This window comes from Trichodesmium erythraeum IMS101 (assembly GCF_000014265.1).
In the GTDB taxonomy this organism is placed as follows: domain Bacteria; phylum Cyanobacteriota; class Cyanobacteriia; order Cyanobacteriales; family Microcoleaceae; genus Trichodesmium; species Trichodesmium erythraeum.
In genome coordinates this window covers 16,180-36,030 of record NC_008312.1, presented here as the reverse complement: position 1 = coordinate 36,030, position 19,851 = coordinate 16,180, and the positions used below count along the sequence as shown (strand labels likewise).

Below are 19,851 nucleotides of genomic sequence, written 5' to 3'. Positions count from 1 at the left end.
AATTTCAACACTAACTTACTTATCTTTCCCTAAATTCATGTAAATTATTATTATGTTTACTTCTTCTCTACTACCCTAATTCCCTGCTTTCCTAATAAATAAAATGTAGAATTTTTTTTAGAAACAGTATGAGATTTTTCGGGAACTCCTAAAAAAAATACAATCTTACCAGAAAAAACTATATATAGAACCTCGTCAGCTAATGAAAAAGTATAAATTTTGAGGTTTGAATATTGGGAAAAAATGAAAAAGATAGAGCCTAAAAACTTAGTATTAACAGTACATTAAATTAGTATTTTATTAGAAGTAAATAAGGCGACAGAATTCTACACCAATAGGCTCTGGTACTAGAGTATTAAATTATTCACAATTTTATCGTGGCCTAAAAATTACAATTATTACAGCAACTAGCTTCACAAAAGTCATAGTATTAATGACAATTAACCCATTGATGGATGGTAAAGTCTTAATAGTTTAAAATGGCAGATACGGTTTATAACTGTCTGTAGATAAGTACTCAAGTAAATATTGAATATATGATTTTTCATAAAGTATGTCTGTGTTGAAATTTGTCCCTATATAAAACAATTAAAATTTAACTCAAATCAACTATGTAGAGGAGCTTGAAGTCAGTATACAAATCTTAATATAGCCAAATTTTTTTTACGCCTATCTACTTACTTATTCACAACCTTTTTCATATAATTTCCCCATAACTGTGCGGCTTGTTCACTACTACCATAAGTAGGAGAGTTATCATCATTTCCTAGCCAAATCCCTGTAACCATACTTTCGTTAGGAATATATCCAATAAACCATATATCTATTCCTTGGTTAGTTGTACCAGTTTTACCTGCTTCTCCCCATCCCAAATTAGCACTACGACCTGTACCATGCCTTATAACATCTTGGAGCATTTGAGTCATAATACTTGCTATATATGGTTGTATAATAGATTGGTTTGCTTGAATATCTCCTTTGGGGTTTTCACAATTTGTGTCTGGTATGTATGAATAAATACAGCGACAAGTGTAAATATTATTGCGATCGCGACAATCACTACTATCTATAATCTTTCTAATAGTATGGGGTTTATTGGCCACTCCACCATTAGCAAATACCCCATAAGCACCAGTCATTTCCAAAACATTAACTTCACTTTGACCCAAAATCAATCCAGGTACAGCACTTAACTGAGACTTAATTCCTAAACCCTTTGCCATTTTTACCACTCTATCCAAACCTACCTGTTGAGCGACCCGCAAAGCTACCACATTCTCAGAAAGTGCCAAGCCATCATACATATTTCTATTACCACTACTCCGTTGACAACCTTCATAAGTTTGACCCATCCACCCAAAGGAACTACAAGAATATAATTTTTTTGGTGGTATACCCTTTTCTATAGCAGCGGCATAAGCAAAGACTTTAAAAGTAGAACCTGGTTGACGTTGTGCTTGAGTAGCTCGATTAAACTGACTTTTTTTGTAGTCTACACCTCCAATCAGAGTTATGACTTCTCCATTTCTTGAATCTATTGTAACTATAGCTCCTTGAGAAAAGCTAGCATAAGAACCAACTTGATTAATTGTATCTTGCAAAGTTCTTTCTGCATAGCTTTGAATTTCAGGGTTTAAAGCCGTTTGAACAATAAAATTTCCTTCTTTAGCTAGGTCTTCTCCTAGTAAATTTTCTAGTTCACTAAAGACATGACTATAATAATAAGGTGCTATTGTACTTTGGATAATTTCTATAGCTTTCGGATTAATTTCTATGAGTGATCGCCTAGCTCTATCTGCTTCCTGTTGGTCTATCATACCTAAACTAAGCATTCGATAAAGAACCCCATCTCTTTTTTCTATAGCTATTTGATAATTTTGTACTGGATTAAAAATATTAGGTGCTGGTAATATTCCTACTAATGTTGCTGCTTCTGATAAAGTTAGGTTTTGAGCGCTTTTACCAAAATAAAATCTTGCAGCATCTTCAAATCCGTATAAATCTAATCCTAAATAGACTTTATTTAGATAAGCTAATAATAAATCATCTTTACTATAAAAAGTTTCTAATTTTAATGCCGCTATCGCTTCTCGTATTTTCCTGCTGGCAGAGTCTTCGGTGCCTACATAATCTCGAAATATACTTCTTGCTAGCTGCTGAGTAACTGTACTACCTCCTTCGCGTCTACCATCTGAACGTAAATTTGTCAATATTGCCCTGACAACTCCAATAGGGTCTATACCGATATGCCAATAAAAGCGACTATCCTCAGAAGCAATGACTGCGTCTGGTAAATATTTAGAAAATTTAGATATCCGCCCCAATTCATAATGGGAGTTTGTATAAACTGGACGTAGAGGTGTTTGTCCATCACGAGCATAGATAACTACTGGGCCTGTAATTGGATTAGGTAGAGGGTATACCTGAAATTTTGTCCATTCAAGTAGAATAATTAAACTCACTAAAGCAGTGAATCCAGAAATACCAAGTAAACTATAACGAAAGGCTTGAGTATACCACGCAGGAGGATAAATATACCGAACTTTAACAGTATCAGCTAATGCAGGTGGTCCTAGAGTTAATATATCACCATGACGTAAAATCAGACTATAAATCTTTTTTTTGCCATTGTAGAGACCATTACGAGAGTTTTCATCTTTTATTATATAAGGGGCGTCAGCCTTATTTGAGTTTCGTGAGATAGATAAATGAATCTTACTAATTAGGTGATTACGAATAACAATGTCACAAGCTTGGGAGGAGCGTCCGAGCAAATAACGATCACCCAAAAGAGGATATTTTTTAGTTGGAGTAGCTTTTCCTTCCTCTATCCATAGTTCAGGTACTCTAGCATTAGGTCTAATTGCTAGTCTAGAAAAGTTGACACTAGCATGAATAGTTTTTATCATCTGGGTAATATTACCCAAAATAGTTTGAGAATTACGAAGAGGCTGAGAATAATTCATAACTATAAGCAATAGATAATAGAGAAAAATCTACCTTCGTTCCATAACTAAATACATTTCAGTTAAGGATTTTTTTCGACAGTTCTGTAATCTAAAAAACTCATCTTAAAATTTCATTCTTTATGAGTTTTGGTCTTATATAAACCTTATTGTCTTATAACTCTCCTTCATTCTTTATGAGTTTTGGTCTTATATAAACCTTATTGTCTTATAACTCTCCATACTCCATTTCTTGATGTCAATCTTACCTACTAGCAGGAATTGAAGAAAAAATAGGCTAAAAATAAGGTTAAAATCTTATACAGGATTTTTTTTATCTAAAATTAATGTTTTCTTAAAATATCTATATTCTAGCTATTAAGCTACATATTTAAGTCACAGAGATTTCATAAATTTAAGTATGTCCAGCTTATCATATACTTTAACAAACTGACAAATAGATTGGACACAAATCTAGTTTTGTTTAGTTTCTTCGATAACCGTTTTTACCAATATATTTCCTCAGACACTCGCCGAAATTATGTTATAGCAATCCCATATTGGTCGCAACAGATATAATAGTAAGAATAACAGATCTAAGAAAAAGACAAAAAATGAATATTATAGATAAACTAAATAATTTTATTAATCAAACAAAAGAGTCTAAAGAAATTAAAAGGGCCTTGGCCGTAAAAATGACCTTGTCAGGAAAATCCTACCATGAAGTCAAAGAATTATTAAATGTTTCTCACAGTTTTATTAGTGAATGGAAAAACCAAGCATTATTTCATGGTGTAGAAAGTTTAAGGCTTCAGTATCAAGGGAGACAAGGTTACTTAAAAACGGTCGAAAAAGAGAAAACAATTGAGTGGTTGAGAGCACAAGATTATCTTAGGTTATCAGATTTAAAAAACTACTTACAGGAGCAATATGATGTGGTTTTTGAGTCTAATCAAAGTTACTATAACTTGTTTAAAGAAGCGGGCATAAGTTGGAAAAAAACTCAAAAAAAGAATCCTGCTAAAAATGATGAATTAGTAGAAGTTAAAAGAAAAGAAATAGAGGAATTTTTAGCTAAATGGCAACCAGAAATAGAAACTGGAAAGCTTACAGTGTTTATGATTGATGAATGTCATCTTCTATGGGGAGACATATTAGGTTATGCTTGGGGAAAAACAGATGAAAGAATAGAAATTGCAATTAAAAATGAAAAAGAAAGACAGACTTATTATGGAGCTTTAGACTATAAAACCAAGGAATTTCTTGTGCAAGAATATGAGAGTGGAAATACTAAAAATACTATTGAATTTATTAAATATTTGCAGAAGCAAAGACCGGGCAACAAATTGGCAATATTTTGGGATGGGGCAACTTACCATAACTCTCAAGAATTTCGAGAATATTTAATGACAATTAATCAATACTTATCAGAAGAAGAATTGTTGATAAATTGTACAAGATTTGCTCCCAATGCTCCGGAGCAAAATCCTGTTGAAGATATTTGGTTACAAACCAAAAATTTCAGTATTACTTTTTATCATCTTTGCAGTTCTTTTAAAGTAGTTAAGTGGCTATTTAAGTTTTTTGCGGATGGTCAAATATTCAATTTCCCAAAACTTTTTCAGTATGAAATTTTGCCGCAACCTACTTAGGATTGCTATATATCCAATTATATATTTTACCCGATTTACTTAGTGCTGGTTGATTAATTATCAAATTTGTTATTTTCCCAAGTCTTATTATTCTCGCTATTAAACTTTACAACAAAGCAATTTTTTAGTACAGGAACTTCTTAAGCTGAGACAAAATTTCCACTGAAAGTCGTATTTTGTTAGTATCTTTTTTCAATCTATATCAATCAAAAATTGTGCAATAAAAATATGATTTGTAAGAACTCTATTTCCTACTTAAAATTATATAGATAAAATAATTAGTGTATTGTTAATTGCAAAATTAATTTTCGGGGTTAACTTATAAATTTTGTACTATTAAGTTCCACATTTGCATTTTCAGTAATACTCTAAACATTGACTAGTAAAAATGGTATTTATATTGTTTAGAGGTAACCAACCCTAAAATTAGAACCTGATTATAGAAGGGTTGCCTAGATTCACTGATTATATACGGTTTCTTAAGAAGAAAATTAATTAAGTAACCATAGTTTTTCCTTTTTTTTTTAGTTAATTATCTCATTATCTAACTATCTCAACTGTATAGAATCCATTTGATATCTCCTTGTCTAGTTATAAGCTTTTCAAGTTTTTTAGTTTAGTTATTTTTGACATTAATAGTTCAAAATTGGATATTATAAGCATCCAAAATTATTAAATATACTAGCCACTTCAAAAGCTAATTTTCGCTTAAATAAAGATACAAAATGGATTCTATGGTATTTAACTATATGGTATTACGATCAAACCAAAAGTTAATAATTATTAACTAAATTTCAACCTAATCCAGCGTCAGTTACTGCTCCAACACTGCTAGAAGAAACTAACTTAGCATATTTAGCTAATACACCTCTAGTATATTGGGGTTTTCGTGGTTTCCATACTTGACGACGCTTTTCTAATTCCTCATCAGAAATATTTAACTGTAGTAAACGCTTATGAGCATCAATAGTAATCATATCTCCTTCCTTAACTAGAGCGATCGTGCCACCTACTGCAGCTTCTGGAGCTACATGACCAACCACCATACCATAAGTACCACCAGAAAACCTACCATCAGTAATTAATCCCACTTTATCCCCCAAACCAGCACCAATAATAGCCGAAGTTGGTGCTAACATTTCTCGCATACCTGGTCCACCTTTTGGACCTTCATAGCGAACTACAATAATATTCCCTGCTTGAATTTTCCCTGCTAATATTGCTTCTAAACAAGCTTCTTCCGAATCAAATACTCTTGCTAGTCCTGTTATTTCTGGGTTCTTCACTCCTGTAATTTTAGCAACTGCTCCCTCTGTCGCCAAATTTCCTTTTAAAATAGCCAAGTGTCCTTGAGCATACATAGGATTATTCCAAGGGCGAATCACGTCTTGATTAGAAGGTGGTTCAGAAGGTATATTTGTTAATTGCTCTCCAATAGTCTTACCTGTTATGGTTAAAGCATCTGGGTGGAGTAAATCATGTTCTAAAAGCATTTTCATTACTAAAGGAATTCCACCCGCTTGATGCAAATTTGTTGTAACGTATTTACCACTAGGTTTCAAATCACATAATACAGGTACTCTGGCCCTAATTATTTCAAAATCATCTAAAGATAACTTCACATTTGCAGCATAAGCAATTGCTAATAGGTGTAGTACTGCATTAGTGGAACCCCCTACAGCCATAATTACTGAAATTGCATTTTCGATAGCTTTACGGGTAATAATTTGACTAGGTAAAATTTGTTTGCGAATAGCTTCTACTAAAACATGAGCTGATTTTTCTGTGCTATCTGCTTTTTCTGCATCTTCTGCAGCCATTGTTGATGAATACATGAGACTCATACCCATTGCTTCAAAAGCTGAAGACATAGTATTGGCAGTAAACATTCCTCCACAGGAACCAGCACCAGGGCAAGCTCTACGTTCAACTTCTGTTAATTCTGTTTCGTCAATTTTTCCAGCACTATATTCTCCCACTGCTTCAAAAGCACTTACAACTGTTAGGTCTTTACCGTTGTAGTTGCCTGGTTTAATAGTACCACCGTATACGAAGATAGCAGGAATATTCATCCTAGCGATCGCTATCATTGCTCCTGGCATATTTTTATCGCATCCACCAATAGCTAGAACTCCATCCATTGTTTGGCCATTACAAACTGTTTCGATGGAATCAGCAATAACGTCTCTAGAAACCAGAGAATATTTCATCCCCTCAGTACCCATAGAAATTCCATCGCTAATAGTAATAGTTCCAAATATCTGCGGCATTCCTCCAGCTTCTTTCACTCCACTTACAGCTCTCATGGCCAAATCATTAATACCCATGTTGCAGGGAGTAATAGTGCTATGGGCATTGGCAACCCCAATAATTGGTTTGGTAAAGTCTGAATCTTCAAAACCCACAGCTCTCAGCATAGCTCGGTTGGGAGCGCGTTGTACTCCTTTGGTGACTAATTGACTTCTCAAATTCTCTGGCATAGTATTTTTTATATGGTGTTATGTATTTAATTTTCTCAGAATAAGGGACAAAAGATACTAAGACTTAAGATAAGTAGTGCTAATACCATTTCTGAATAGTAATCATATGTTTGATTACCATCTTCCGACTATTGATTGGTTTTAACTCCACAAGCAGTCATAATTTTACCAGTGATAATTTTAATTTAATTGTAGTTTCGTCTTGACACTAAAGCATGAATTTATTTGTAGTTGCTTTGTATAAGATTTATAATGAATGTAACTTGATTCTCAAGTAATGTATAAATTTTTTTTAAGTTTTCTCTAACTGCTTTGTTTAGTTCATAATCTGATAAAATAGAAATTTTAATTTACTCTTGAATCTAAAATTATGCATCTTTAAGGGAAACAAAGTGTAGTTAAATAAGTGGAAAAAGTAGATAATAAATAAAGTAAAATTAATCTCAAAAGCAAGGGAAAAGATTGAGAAAAAGATTGAAAGAATAAAATTTATAAAAAGGTAATTTGAACCAGAAGTTTTTTTTCTGCTCAAGAATAGAATTATTAATACTAGTAGAAAATAATGATAAAGAAGACAATAGCATTTTTGTACACGACATAAAAAGTGCTAAAGTATAGTTATAGTAAATGGTTAAGATTGTTGGGGATATATCTATTATACCAAGGGTAAAAGAAGAATATTTTGGAATTAGTTTTGGCTATAACAATAATTTATATAAGATACCTCTTTGACTAACAAGATAAATTATTAACTATAGATAGAGATTGAGAATATTTCTATCTTAACTTCTGAGTTAGGTCAAGAAGCTCCTAAATGGTTTGTCAATTTTCATGCTTATGAGTTAAAACTAAATTGAGAAAACAAAAGGTAAAAATAAACAAGGGGCATAAAATCAATCTTGATAGACTACTAGACGTTCATAGCAAACATTTATCAGAGTTGGTATTAGTAACTTTGAATAAAACTATAAAGCAATTTTATTAACCAATTTGCTTGAATTTATCATAAAATTAAGTTAAGTTAAGGGAAAATAATATTATAAGTCTAAAATTGCCTATGAATTCAAATATATGCTCATAATTTTTGAGTGACGACCCTTCACCAAACCTAAGATTTTCTGCAAGATATAAACTTATAAGGCGATCCCAAATGTCTAGAAACTCCTAAGAGTTCTAATGGATTCACCTAAATCATTAATTGGTTTAAGTGACACTTAATTAGTTATCAAAAGAAATAAGGAATTATTTGTAATAACTTGCTAGGTTTTGGGAAATAGAATATAAAACAGTGAAAGAAAAAATATAAGAATATACACAATGGTTCAAGAACGTCCACCCTTAGAAGAGATGACTTTAAGGCAACTACGCAAAGTTGCTAGTGAGCTAGGTATCTCTCGTTACAGCAGAATGCGTAAAGCACAACTTTTGGCAGCAGTTATAGAGGCTCAAGGTATGAATAATCTTTCATCCGCTCCACTTTCAAAATTAGAAGTACAAGAAAGAGCGGAAGCAAAAAAGTTTGAATCAGGCGAAGAAAATAATATTGATGATTTTTTTTCATCAGTTGATGAAGGTTTAACTGACTTGCCTAACGGGTATGCTAAAAGTAAAATAGTACTAATGCCAAGGGACCCAGAGTGGGCATACGCTTACTGGGATATTTCGAATGAACTTAAAGAAGAGCTACGTAGTCAAGGAGGGCAACAGTTAGCTCTCCGTACATATGATGTCACGGATATTAACTTAGACTCTCAAAGTCCTCATAGCATTCAGGAATATCCTTGTGATGAATTAGCTCGTGAATGGTACATACCTATTCCGGTAAGCGATCGCAACTATACTGTGGAAATAGGTTATCGGTGTGCTGATGGTCGTTGGTTAGTTTTGTCTCGTTCTGAGGAAGTAAATATTCCCCCAGTTTATCCTTCAGATTGGATTGACGAGCAATTCATCACAGTTAGTTGGGATGAAGATTTGCGTGGAAAAACCTTTATGGAACTTTTTCCTGCTAGTCGTCAAATTACTTTTCATGATAATCATGATGATATTTATCAAGGAATGTTTGGCATAGCTGAGGCTGAGGATAAACGGGTTTCTGGTTCTATGTTTGGTTCTGTTCAAATGGTTCCAGGTTCAGGCCAGATGATTGAAGAAACACTAAGCTCTTATGCTATGGTATCAGGTCTAGGGATGTGGGCATCTGGTAGCAATGTTTCTTGTGGCAATCAAATGATGTCAGGGGTTGGTCAAACTATGTCAGGAGTAGGCTTAAATGCTTCAGGAGTAGGTTTAACTGCTTCAGGAGTAGGTTTAACTGCTTCGGGTGTAGGTTTAACTGCTTCGGGTGTAGGCTTAAATGCTTCAGGAGTAGGTTTAACTGCTTCGGGTGTAGGCTTAAATGCTTCAGGAGTAGGTTTAACTGCTTCGGGTGTAGGCTTAAATGCTTCAGGAGTAGGTTTAACTGCTTCGGGTGTAGGCTTAAATGCTTCAGGAGTAGGTTTAACTGCTTCGGGTGTAGGCTTAAATGCTTCAGGAGTAGGTTTAACTGCTTCGGGTGTAGGCTTAAATGCTTCAGGAGTAGGTTTAACTGCTTCGGGTGTAGGCTTAAATGCTTCAGGAGTAGGTTTAACTGCTTCGGGTATGGGTATGAATATGTCAGGAGTAGGTTTAACTGCTTCGGGTATGGGTATGAATATGTCAGGAGTAGGTTTAACTGCTTCGGGTGTAGGTATGAATATGTCAGGAGTAGGTTTAACTGCTTCGGGTATGGGTATGAATATGTCAGGAGTAGGTTTAACTGCTTCGGGTATGGGTATGAATATGTCAGGAGTAGGTTTAACTGCTTCGGGTATGGGTATGAATATGTCAGGAGTAGGTTTAACTGCTTCGGGTATGGGTATGAATATGTCAGGAGTAGGTTTAACTGCTTCGGGTATGGGTATGAATATGTCAGGAGTAGGTTTAACTGCTTCGGGTATGGGTATGAATATGTCAGGAGTAGGTTTAACTGCTTCGGGTATGGGTATGAATATGTCAGGAGTAGGTTTAACTGCTTCGGGTATGGGTATGAATATGTCAGGAGTAGGTTTAACTGCTTCGGGTATGGGTATGAATATGTCAGGAGTAGGTTTAACTGCTTCGGGTATGGGTATGAATATGTCAGGAGTAGGTTTAACTGCTTCGGGTATGGGTATGAATATGTCAGGTATTGCTGGCTCCATCCCACCAATTCGCCCCCGCAAGTTCTGGTTAGTTGCTGATGCTGAACTTATTATCCACGGTGCAACTGAACCTGATGCTACTGTTACCATCGGTGGACGACCCATTAAACTGAACCCTGATGGTACATTCCGCTTCCAGATGGCTTTCCCTGATGGTTTGATTGATTACCCAATTATGGCAGTAGCAGTTGATGGTGAACAAAACCGCTCTATTCATATGCAGTTCACTCGTGAAACTCCAGAGCGTCATACCAATAAAAAAGAAGAAGCTATTCTGGAATGGATGAGCTAAAAATATATTAGTTGATTTATTCAGAGCCCAAGAAGGTAACGATCATGACATTGAGTATTATTGCTCATTACTATTAATTAAATAGTTATAGTTAAATAATTACCAGTTAAAGTCTGGACAGCTGTTTAAATTATCAGTAGAAATATGTTGACAGACTTAAACAAAATGTGGATAAATCCTGTTTTCGGTTGATTTGCAAGAGACACCAGAATGTTTCAACTCCTGGAAATGTCAAAGACCAGTAGAAAAGTACAAAAAAAGAGAAAAAGCCTCTTTTAATAGGGTAGAAAGTTTGATTACTAAAAAAAGTAATTGGGACTTTCTCATAAAAGTTTCTGTAAGTTTGGTCATCATTATTAAAGGACTAAATGCTCTTTTTTCTTACCCAAATTTACCGAAAAATTTGCTTTATTACCTCGCCCGCCCATCGGGCGACTTTCAATTAATTAATGTGTAGGGTTTGTTATACGTGCCTTATCTCATAAAATGCTGTAGAAAAGAAGAGGTTCCTCGAAACTCTCCGAAGTTGAGAATTTAACTTGGGAAGCTTTCAGATTTCGGAGCAGCTTCTTTTCACTAAAGCACAAATAAAGACCCATAAATTTTTTTTGTAAGTCGCCCTCGGGTATTCCCAGATTTTAAATAGACAGATCGCCCTGCCTTGCCCACCTCTATTAGGGGTGGGTGCATTAGTCTTTAAGACGTCAACCTGCATCGGAGCTACGGCTTGAGAGTAAAAGAAATAGGCGAAATGAAGGTAGGAGGCAGGAGTAATAGGAGTTAGAGCTATTTTTTGAGAAAGCATGATTAAAGAATAATAGGCTAACAAAAAAGTAAAGGTCTGTATTAAAGTAGAAAAATGAAATTTAAGCCACCAGATATCTTAAAATACCGAAAAACCTAGAATGAATGTTTAAAGAAGCTCTAGGGAAACTGGTTTAGCAACAATAATAAGTAATAGAAAAACTGATTGAAGAGGTAGAAGGGCTCAAATAATTATGATAGTAGTATAAGTTTGTATAGATAAGGATAAATGCTTCTTACGTCTAGTAATCAAGTATTGCTGAATAGTTTGATAATTTATGGGAATCTTAATAATAAAGCTTAAAATTTGCCTTTGTTAGAATTGACTTTAACACAACTATGGAACAAACAAACTAATGCTAAATTAACTCACAATATTTATGAAGAAATTGGTGGTGTAAAAAAATCAATTGCTAACCATGCAAAGGAGGTATATGAACAGTTAAATGATGAGAAGCGAAAAAAGTTAGAGCAAATTTTTATTCAATTAATTAATCTAGAAAACTTAAAAGCATATACTCTTCGGGTGAAAAATTATACTAATTTAGGAGAAGATAACTGGGAATTAATAACTTACCTTAATAGTGAAAATATTAGCTTAGTTATAATCAACTATAACTTACGAAAAATCCTAAGAGACAATGGAAGTAATTTATCAGAGCCTAATCTTGAAGAGGATAAATTCAACTCTGCTCATGCACCAAAAGCTCAATTTCAAGTTGCTGATATTTCAAAAGCAGATTTATCAAATGCAAATTTAGATGGAACAAATTTTTCGAGAGCTAAACTCAATGAAGCTAATTTCAGTAAAGCTTATATGCCAAACGTTAATTGCTAAAATATGGACCTCTTGCAGGCTGACTTTAGGAGCATTCAAGCTCTGACTATTGAGCAAGTTAAGTCTGCTCAAAATTGAGATAAAGCTTTATATGATGAAGATTTTCCTAAAAAGTAAGGTTTGAAATAAACAATGAGTTTGAGAAAACAAATAATAAGAGCGATCGCCAAAGGTAAAAAAAAATTTTTTCCTCCTGGTAGTCTCTTTTTCTTATCATTTGGAGGTTCCTCTTTTGCTAAAGCATCCTCGGACTTTTTCAGTATATCAGTTTATGGAGGCTTGGAGAATATCTTACTATCTAAGTTTTAAGTCTGTTGTAATTTCTCAAGAGAGTTCCTAAAGTTTATCTATAACTTTCTGTTAAGTCAATAGCGTTTTAACCAGTTCAGTTTTTGACAATGGTTTACGACATTCAGAAATTTAATCGGATCTATGATTGAATAACTCTATAATCTTACCCTAGTTTATTCTTTTTGTCAAGAAAAACAATATTCGATAATTTCGCTTCTGGTAATCAATGGTGTGATTACACTGAAGGCACCTGAATGGTTACCTACTAAGTACCTAGGGAAAATTAATTACCATTATTTCTTGACTATTATTTTTAAACGTTTAGGCTGTTAAACATAAGCAGGTATGTGTAATTAATTTTGCATAACTACTTAAAGAAAATACTCAATAATTTTTTAATTTAACAAGGAAGAAAAAGAGAAGGTAAGAAACAAAATGGATATTATTTCAAGACTTAAACAAGATTATCAAAAATTTCCTGCTGACCAAACTTATAGTATTTACGCAGAAAATGTTTACTTTGAAGATCCACTAAATAAATTTCGAGGCATAGAGCGTTATCAAAAAATGATCGGTTTTATGAACAATTGGTTTAATGATATTAAACTTGACTTGCACGATATTAGTCAGTCAGGAAATGTGATTAAAACTCGTTGGACACTTAGCTGGACCGCCCCTGTCCCCTGGAAACCTCCAATGGCAATTCCAGGATGGAGTGAATTAAAACTGAATGCAGATGGACTAATTAACAGTCATATTGACTATTGGGATATCTCTCGACTGGACGTTTTAAAACAGCTTTTTCAACTAAGATCCTTCCCTGTGTAAAGGCGCGATGATTAATACTAAGCAGCTCTGGTATTGGGTGGTTTGAGGCTTCACATATTGACAATAATTAATATAATTAAGATCTATTCTTCGGTAAATAATTATCAGCTTATTTTCGACAATGTAGATATATTGATTGACAAAAAAATACAATTTTGGTATGTAAAATCTCCTCAACACTGAAAAAGTAAAAAACCCGCTAAAGTTAAAATATGTAAACATCATTCAGAAAAGGTTAAATAATTGATGCGTGTAATATTAATGACGGGAAAAGGTGGTGTTGGCAAAACATCAGTGGCCGCCTCAACAGGATTACGTTGTGCAGAGTTAGGCCATAAAACTCTGGTTCTCAGCACTGACCCAGCTCACTCCCTAGCAGATAGCTTTGATATGGAAATGAGCCATGAACCTCGAAAAGTGAAGGAAAACCTTTGGGGTGCTGAGTTGGATGCTTTGATGGAACTAGAGGGAAACTGGGGAGCTGTAAAACGTTACATTACTCAAGTTTTGCAGGCACGCGGTTTGGATGGTGTACAAGCTGAAGAGTTAGCAATTTTGCCAGGAATGGATGAAATTTTTGGCCTGGTGCGGATGAAGCGTCACTATGACGAGGGGGAATACGATGTTTTAATTATTGATTCTGCTCCAACTGGTACTGCTTTGCGACTTTTGAGTTTACCAGAAGTGGGGGGTTGGTATATGAGAAAGTTTTATAAACCTTTGCAGGGAATGTCGGTAGCATTGAGACCTCTTTTTGAGCCTATTTTTAAACCTATTACTGGTTTTTCTTTGCCAGATAAAGAAGTTATGGATGCTCCTTATGAATTTTATGAGCAAATTGAGGCTTTAGAAAAGGTTTTAACTGATAATACTAAGACTTCTGTGCGTTTAATTACTAATCCTGAAAAAATGGTAATTAAGGAGTCTTTACGCGCTCATGCTTATTTAAGTTTATACAATGTTTCGACAGATTTAGTAGTAGCAAATCGAATTATTCCTGATTCTGTAAGTGACCCTTTCTTTAAAAAGTGGAAGGAAAATCAACAGCAATATCGGCAAGAAATTCACGATAATTTTAGACCTTTACCTGTGAAGGAAGTACCTCTTTATTCTGAAGAAATGTGTGGTTTAGCTGCTTTGAAGAGGTTGAAAGAAACTCTTTATGGAGATGAAGATCCCAGTCAGGTTTATTATAAGGAAAATACTGTTAAGGTAGTGCAAGAAAAGGGTAATTATAATTTGGAATTATATTTGCCAGGAATTCCTAAAGAGAAAATTCAATTGAATAAAACTGGAGATGAGTTGAATATTAGAATTGGTAATCATCGTCGGAATTTAGTTTTACCTCAAGCTTTAGCATCATTGCAACCTGTGGGGGCAAAAATGGAGGATGATTATTTGAAAATTAGATTTGCTGAAGTGGCAAAAGTTTAGGATAGTTATTTTTTTGTAGGAGCAGGTTTTGATTTTTTTCTTTATGTTTAAAGCAGAAAGATTATTTGTCAGTCTACTCCTATAATATAAAATTAAAAGTAGACATAATTTATGTGGTTTTTAGCAACATTTGTCATACTTTTAAATTTATTTCAGCAGCTAGCTTTGAATTCTAGGATTTTTACTGAGTTTTTAATCCTTAATTTTTTAGCTTTTTTTTAGGTATTTTAATGTCGAAAAATTAACAACTACATCCATTGTAATAGTGACTGTTCCCTTTTCTATTAACTGAATAAAAGATTTTTTCAGCGAGGGTTAATTAATAATTGAAGCGTCGCGTAAATATAGTATTAATTTTGTTAATTGTTTAGTATCATGATCTTTCCTCTCGGGAAAGAATTAAGTTAAGAACATTCAACTCATTAGAAGTTAAAAGATAGCGATCGCTATAAATTTTTTCTCGTATTTCCTTTAAACTATAGCTGCGAAAAACAATAAAAGGAAACTCCTTATATTTCCGACCAATAGGTAGAGTATTATATGCGGGATAAAGGGAGTGAATATATTTGGATAAGAGAGTTCTAAATGCCGTTTCTTCTTCTTCTTCTTCAAGTTCCTGCTTAAAATATTTACTCATTAATTCTCCACTGATAAATACAAACAAAGGCACAGCATAATACTGGTCTAAATTATTACTATTTTGTTCAAACCATTGAGTTGTATTAATATTACCCTTGTCACCCTTAAGAATTTTGATTAACTCTAAAGGACTTTCAATTGCAGATTTAATATTAGGTGGATAATCTTTACTTTTCATAATTGACAACATTTTATTAACTAATTCATTATTAGCAAACCTTCTAATTTGATTTTCTAATTCTATTTGATAAGTCTCTTCTAATGCTTGGTTATAAATAGGTACTACCAATAAATTACCAGTCAAATGACCAGTTTCGATATTACCAAAATTTAAGAATTTATCGAGTCGGTTAAATAATGTTGGAAGTTCAGTCTTTAAAAAACCTATTAGGGAAAGATAAGTAATATTTTTAGAATCAGAATTAGAATTAGGCAAAGAAAATACTGCCTCCTTAAGAATTTGTGTCAGACTAGAATACACATACTGAAGACTTTGTTTTTCTGGATGTCGGTTATGTTCATTTTTTAACTCTCGAATTAGGTTAGTCATCTTTTCTGAAAAGCTATTTCCTGCTGTTGAAATAGATTTTCCACCAATAGGAACCATCAGAAATTTTTTACTTCCCAAATTACCAGCACCGACTATCCTAGTCATTATTGAAAGTTTGAGAATTAATAACATATCTAATAAATTCATTGTACTTTCTTCCAAAGAAAGGGTTCTCTCTTCATCGTAATTTTCCAGGGAAGTATCATTATCTTTAGGATAATAAATTGCGGAATCACTAAAATAAAATATTATTTCTTTTTCTTGATCATCTAAAGTTATTTTTTTTCCATTTTCTTGATACTGACCTCTAGCTCTATAAATTACTTGAATTACTTCCATAAGATTTTTTTCGATCTGGAAACGAGGTATTTCAACTAAGATTTTTTTAGCTTTAGGGAAAGATAAACCTCGACTTGCTGAAGATGTCATAAACACGATTTTTACATCTTGCTTATACTTATCTATTTTTTTTCTTTTTTCATCATATAAACTAGCATGTATTTCCAGATAGTCTGTATATTCATCAAAATTTTTATGTGACTCCTTAATATTTTTTATCAAACTCTTTAAACGTTTTTTGTTTTGAATATAGACTAATAACTGACTAGAACTATAATTTTCTAAGAAGTATTTTATATCTGATAAAATTTCTAAATCGACTTCTTTCGTCAACTGGTTTTTTTCTTTAAATTTCCAGTCATATTGATTAAAGTTAATGGATTGAATGAAGACTTTATAAGTAATATTTAAACTACTAGCTGGGTAAGAATTAGCATTAATAGTTACAGCTCGTTTATTTTTAAATTGAAAATCCTGTACTGAAAGTGCTTCTGCTTGACTTTTCGCTGCTCTAAAATAAATTTTATCTGGTTCTGGGGACTCTTGTGATAAGTGCTGTTGAATAACTTCTTGTTCCACAATAGAAGCATCAGCTACAATAACTTTAGTATTAAAACCATATTCTGAATTAGTTAATTGATACTGCCCCAAAAACTTATTAATTCCCTTTAAAAAATGAACTCCACTATCATCACCAGTAATTTCATCAATCATTATAAATAAGTGCTTTATCCTCTGAGAAATTTCGTACATTTTATCAGGATTTACACCTCTTTTTCTGTCATAAGTACTTTTGAATATTGTCTTAAGATGTTCAATAGTATCTCTACCATTCGGAGTAATTTTTAAAGATTGAGTTGAAACCGTAGCAACAATATTATTAGATATTTTGTCATTAATAATAGCATATATTCCCTTACAGACACTATCAAGAACTCCAGCAGTTATTTTTTTTCTATTTTCAATTTTATCTACGGTAATTCTATGAAAATTTCTTTGACGTTGCTTTCTAGGTTCAGCTTGTGAATTGTAATTAATAAACCGGACATTTTTAGAAGTAAAATCATCTTGACGTTGATTAGAATAATATCTAACCGTGGAATAGTTATCATTTTCTTGAATTATAATTGAATTGGTGTTGATACAAAATAATCTGTCGTCAAAAAGCTCCTGATCTTGAGCATTTTCAGATTTAAACTTATGGATTAGATCGAGATTAACTTGAATCCGAGGGCTAATATAAAAAAAGAGAAAACCTTCCTCTAAATGAGACTTTAAAAAATTAGCAATAGCTGTTGTTTTACCTATACCTGGGTTACCTGTCAAAAAGACAAAAGTATTATCACTAATTAGGGCTTTTTCAATTAATTCAGCATGAGCATCTCTTAAGTTTAACCCTAACTTTAAACCCAATTTTGCTGCTAATTTATCAGAGATAACATCTATAGAATTAACAAAATCATTCAACTTTTCTTCATGAATAACCCGAGCAATACCATCCCCTGAAAAGTTTAACTTTTTTGTCTTTAAATTTTCAGTAAGAGCTTTGCCATTAATAAAACTAAAAACAGCTCTGTTCTTAATCAAATCTAATACTTTGCGACGAGCGACTTTAGTTTCTTTGTTTTTATCTTCCTTCTTATATATTTCGGAACAAGTAGTTAAAATATTGAGATTTTCTGGGCGTAAACATAAAGTACTAATGTTGCGATCGCTATATCCCACAATATTAAACAGAACAGATTTTTTATCTGTAATTATTTGTGTTTCCTTTAGCAGAAAATTGTAAAAACTTTCAGCATAAGCACCTGCTTGAATTAACTTAGTAGTTTCCTTATCCTTCCGCTTAAAAGCAGTAAAAAAGCTTTTAAAATCTGAGGAAAACACAAAATCAAAATCCTTAGTATTACCTGTATCTATCCGCAATTTAGAAAAGACACTTTTAGAATGAATATGTTTAATATCCGTCATCAAAATTTTACGTAAATTGTTTAACTTATTATCATTCAGTGGTACCAAATCTTTTTCGGAAGCGACTGAAAATATAGACATATCTACACAGATAATTCTCAACTGTTGGTCATCACCCAACAAAATTAATGTATCTGCTTGTAAAAATTCTCCTTTCTTTCCCAAATATTGATTAACGTATCTATTTAAATTAGTATTCAAGTCATCAACAGATAAAAATTGAGATAATAACTCCTCAATTCCTAATAATTTATCTTTATTATTAGTACCTAAACTATTATCTCCATGAAAGCAACATTGGTAATACAAAATTTTTAGTTTTTTGGGTTCTAAATTCCATTTAGTTGACTTAATATACTCGCGGAAAAAAATTAATCCCCCTAGAAATCCTTTTAATATAAAATATCGACTCCATATTTCCAGATTTTTAATACTTTCAGGGTCAATAATGCTATGATTTTGACTCATTCGTTTAACCATCCTCGGCAATTTTAATTGCTGCAAATCCCGAACATACAAATCCCCAAAATTATTTTGATACTTCTGATGTTGAATATCCGCAAGAATACCAATATTAAATCCTACTTCAAATAAAAATCCTAAGTTGTCTGTAATCTTCATTATTGTTTCTTTTTAAAAATCTAAATCTGCGGTTTTAGTAACCTTTATCAAAAATGCTAATTTATTAAAATTGATATTTTCTATTTGTCGAGCAAATATACTCAAATAACTGTACAAAAATTGAGTAATAATAGGCTGTATTTACTCAATATTTCGATAATATTTTAACTTTTAATATTAATAATTTAATCAATTTTTATTTATCCATTTCATTATATTATGTAATTTTAATAACTGCAAATATTAAAGATATACATCAACAAAATTATTTGTAAACTTTTGGGATTGAATATCTACAATAATAAGAACATTAAACCCTACCTAAAATCAAAATTCTAACTTGTCTGTAATATTAATTTTTGCTTCCCTTTAAAAATCTATATCTAGAATTTTAGTAAACTCTATCAAAAATACCAATTTATGACAATTTATCTTTTATGTAAATTGTTGCTTCTCTTTAAAAATCTATATTTAGAATTTTAGTAAACTCTATCAAAAATACTAATTTATGACAATTTATCTTTTATGTAATATGAGGGAATATAAACAAGGTATCGAATAAAAGATTTTATTCACCCGGATTTAAAATACTAATTTATTAAATTAAAATGTATCTTTTATGTGTGATTAATACAGACGAATTACTAACTACTCATAATTGATAATATTTTTATGTTGCTTGATTTTTTTACTGACTTTATAGGCAAAATTTCATACTATAGCAATAGGGCTCAGATATTTACATATTACTATTATCTTTAAATATACTAGAAATTTTTGCTACTATTAACATTACTTTCATTCGTGCAGCACGAGTGACACTTTATCTTATACAAACATACCAACACAAGTTGCTATGCTAGAAACTAATTACAAATAAAATATAGCCCATTCAATAGTTTTATTAGTATGTAATTCAGTCTTTATGTTTGTCGAGTAAATATAC

Annotated in this window: 9 protein-coding genes; 6 read left to right on the top strand and 3 right to left on the bottom strand. The window is 32.5% G+C overall.

All coding sequences use genetic code 11. The features are described 5' to 3' along the window. Positions 1–677: 677 nt before the first annotated feature. A complete protein-coding gene (locus TERY_RS00090; RefSeq protein ID WP_011609949.1) occupies positions 678–2,966 on the bottom strand; it encodes a PBP1A family penicillin-binding protein in 2,289 nt (762 codons plus the stop codon). Between the two features lie 593 nt (positions 2,967–3,559). Between TERY_RS00090 and TERY_RS00085 the strand changes: the two genes are divergently transcribed. Continuing rightward, on the top strand, positions 3,560–4,597 hold the full coding sequence (locus TERY_RS00085) for an IS630 family transposase (RefSeq protein ID WP_011609948.1): 1,038 nt from the start codon (positions 3,560–3,562) through the stop codon (positions 4,595–4,597). A 794-nt stretch (positions 4,598–5,391) separates the two neighbouring features. Here TERY_RS00085 and ilvD read toward each other — a convergent pair. Further along, positions 5,392–7,077 (bottom strand): dihydroxy-acid dehydratase, encoded by a 1,686-nt coding sequence (gene ilvD / locus TERY_RS00080; RefSeq protein WP_011609947.1) that lies wholly within the window; start codon positions 7,075–7,077, stop codon positions 5,392–5,394. A 1,317-nt stretch (positions 7,078–8,394) separates the two neighbouring features. Between ilvD and TERY_RS00075 the strand changes: the two genes are divergently transcribed. The 5 genes from TERY_RS00075 to TERY_RS00050 all read left to right on the top strand — a co-directional run bounded on the left by TERY_RS00075 (position 8,395) and on the right by TERY_RS00050 (position 14,785). After that, entirely contained in the window at positions 8,395–10,590 is a 2,196-nt protein-coding gene (locus tag TERY_RS00075; protein WP_011609946.1) for a DUF4912 domain-containing protein, read from the top strand. A 1,111-nt stretch (positions 10,591–11,701) separates the two neighbouring features. Continuing rightward, positions 11,702–12,232 carry a pentapeptide repeat-containing protein gene (locus TERY_RS00060; RefSeq protein ID WP_011609944.1) on the top strand — a complete coding sequence of 177 codons (531 nt, stop codon included), beginning with the start codon at positions 11,702–11,704 and terminating at the stop codon, positions 12,230–12,232. A gap of 132 nt (positions 12,233–12,364) precedes the next feature. Next, the gene (locus TERY_RS31875; protein WP_155994192.1) at positions 12,365–12,541 is read left to right on the top strand and encodes a hypothetical protein; all 177 of its coding nucleotides are present in this window, start codon (positions 12,365–12,367) and stop codon (positions 12,539–12,541) included. A gap of 417 nt (positions 12,542–12,958) precedes the next feature. Then, a complete protein-coding gene (locus TERY_RS00055) occupies positions 12,959–13,351 on the top strand; it encodes a DUF2358 domain-containing protein (RefSeq protein ID WP_011609943.1) in 393 nt (130 codons plus the stop codon). Between the two features lie 246 nt (positions 13,352–13,597). Further along, positions 13,598–14,785, top strand: coding sequence for a TRC40/GET3/ArsA family transport-energizing ATPase (locus TERY_RS00050; protein WP_011609942.1), 1,188 nt, complete (start codon positions 13,598–13,600; stop codon positions 14,783–14,785). A 373-nt stretch (positions 14,786–15,158) separates the two neighbouring features. Here TERY_RS00050 and TERY_RS00045 read toward each other — a convergent pair whose 3' ends face one another. Then, positions 15,159–18,905 (bottom strand): helicase-related protein, encoded by a 3,747-nt coding sequence (locus tag TERY_RS00045; RefSeq protein ID WP_011609941.1) that lies wholly within the window; start codon positions 18,903–18,905, stop codon positions 15,159–15,161. Positions 18,906–19,851 lie beyond the last annotated feature (946 nt).

Excerpts from the sequence above, each read along its gene's own strand:
- TERY_RS00055 (WP_011609943.1), top strand. The coding sequence starts at position 12,959 with ATGGATATTATTTCAAGACTTAAACAAGATTATCAAAAATTTCCTGCT.
- TERY_RS31875 (WP_155994192.1), top strand. The coding sequence starts at position 12,365 with ATGAGTTTGAGAAAACAAATAATAAGAGCGATCGCCAAAGGTAAAAAA.
- TERY_RS00050 (WP_011609942.1), top strand. The coding sequence starts at position 13,598 with ATGCGTGTAATATTAATGACGGGAAAAGGTGGTGTTGGCAAAACATCA.
- TERY_RS00085 (WP_011609948.1), top strand. The coding sequence starts at position 3,560 with ATGAATATTATAGATAAACTAAATAATTTTATTAATCAAACAAAAGAG.
- TERY_RS00090 (WP_011609949.1), bottom strand. The coding sequence starts at position 2,966 with ATGAATTATTCTCAGCCTCTTCGTAATTCTCAAACTATTTTGGGTAAT.
- TERY_RS00075 (WP_011609946.1), top strand. The coding sequence starts at position 8,395 with ATGGTTCAAGAACGTCCACCCTTAGAAGAGATGACTTTAAGGCAACTA.
- ilvD (WP_011609947.1), bottom strand. The coding sequence starts at position 7,077 with ATGCCAGAGAATTTGAGAAGTCAATTAGTCACCAAAGGAGTACAACGC.
- TERY_RS00045 (WP_011609941.1), bottom strand. The coding sequence starts at position 18,905 with ATGAAGATTACAGACAACTTAGGATTTTTATTTGAAGTAGGATTTAAT.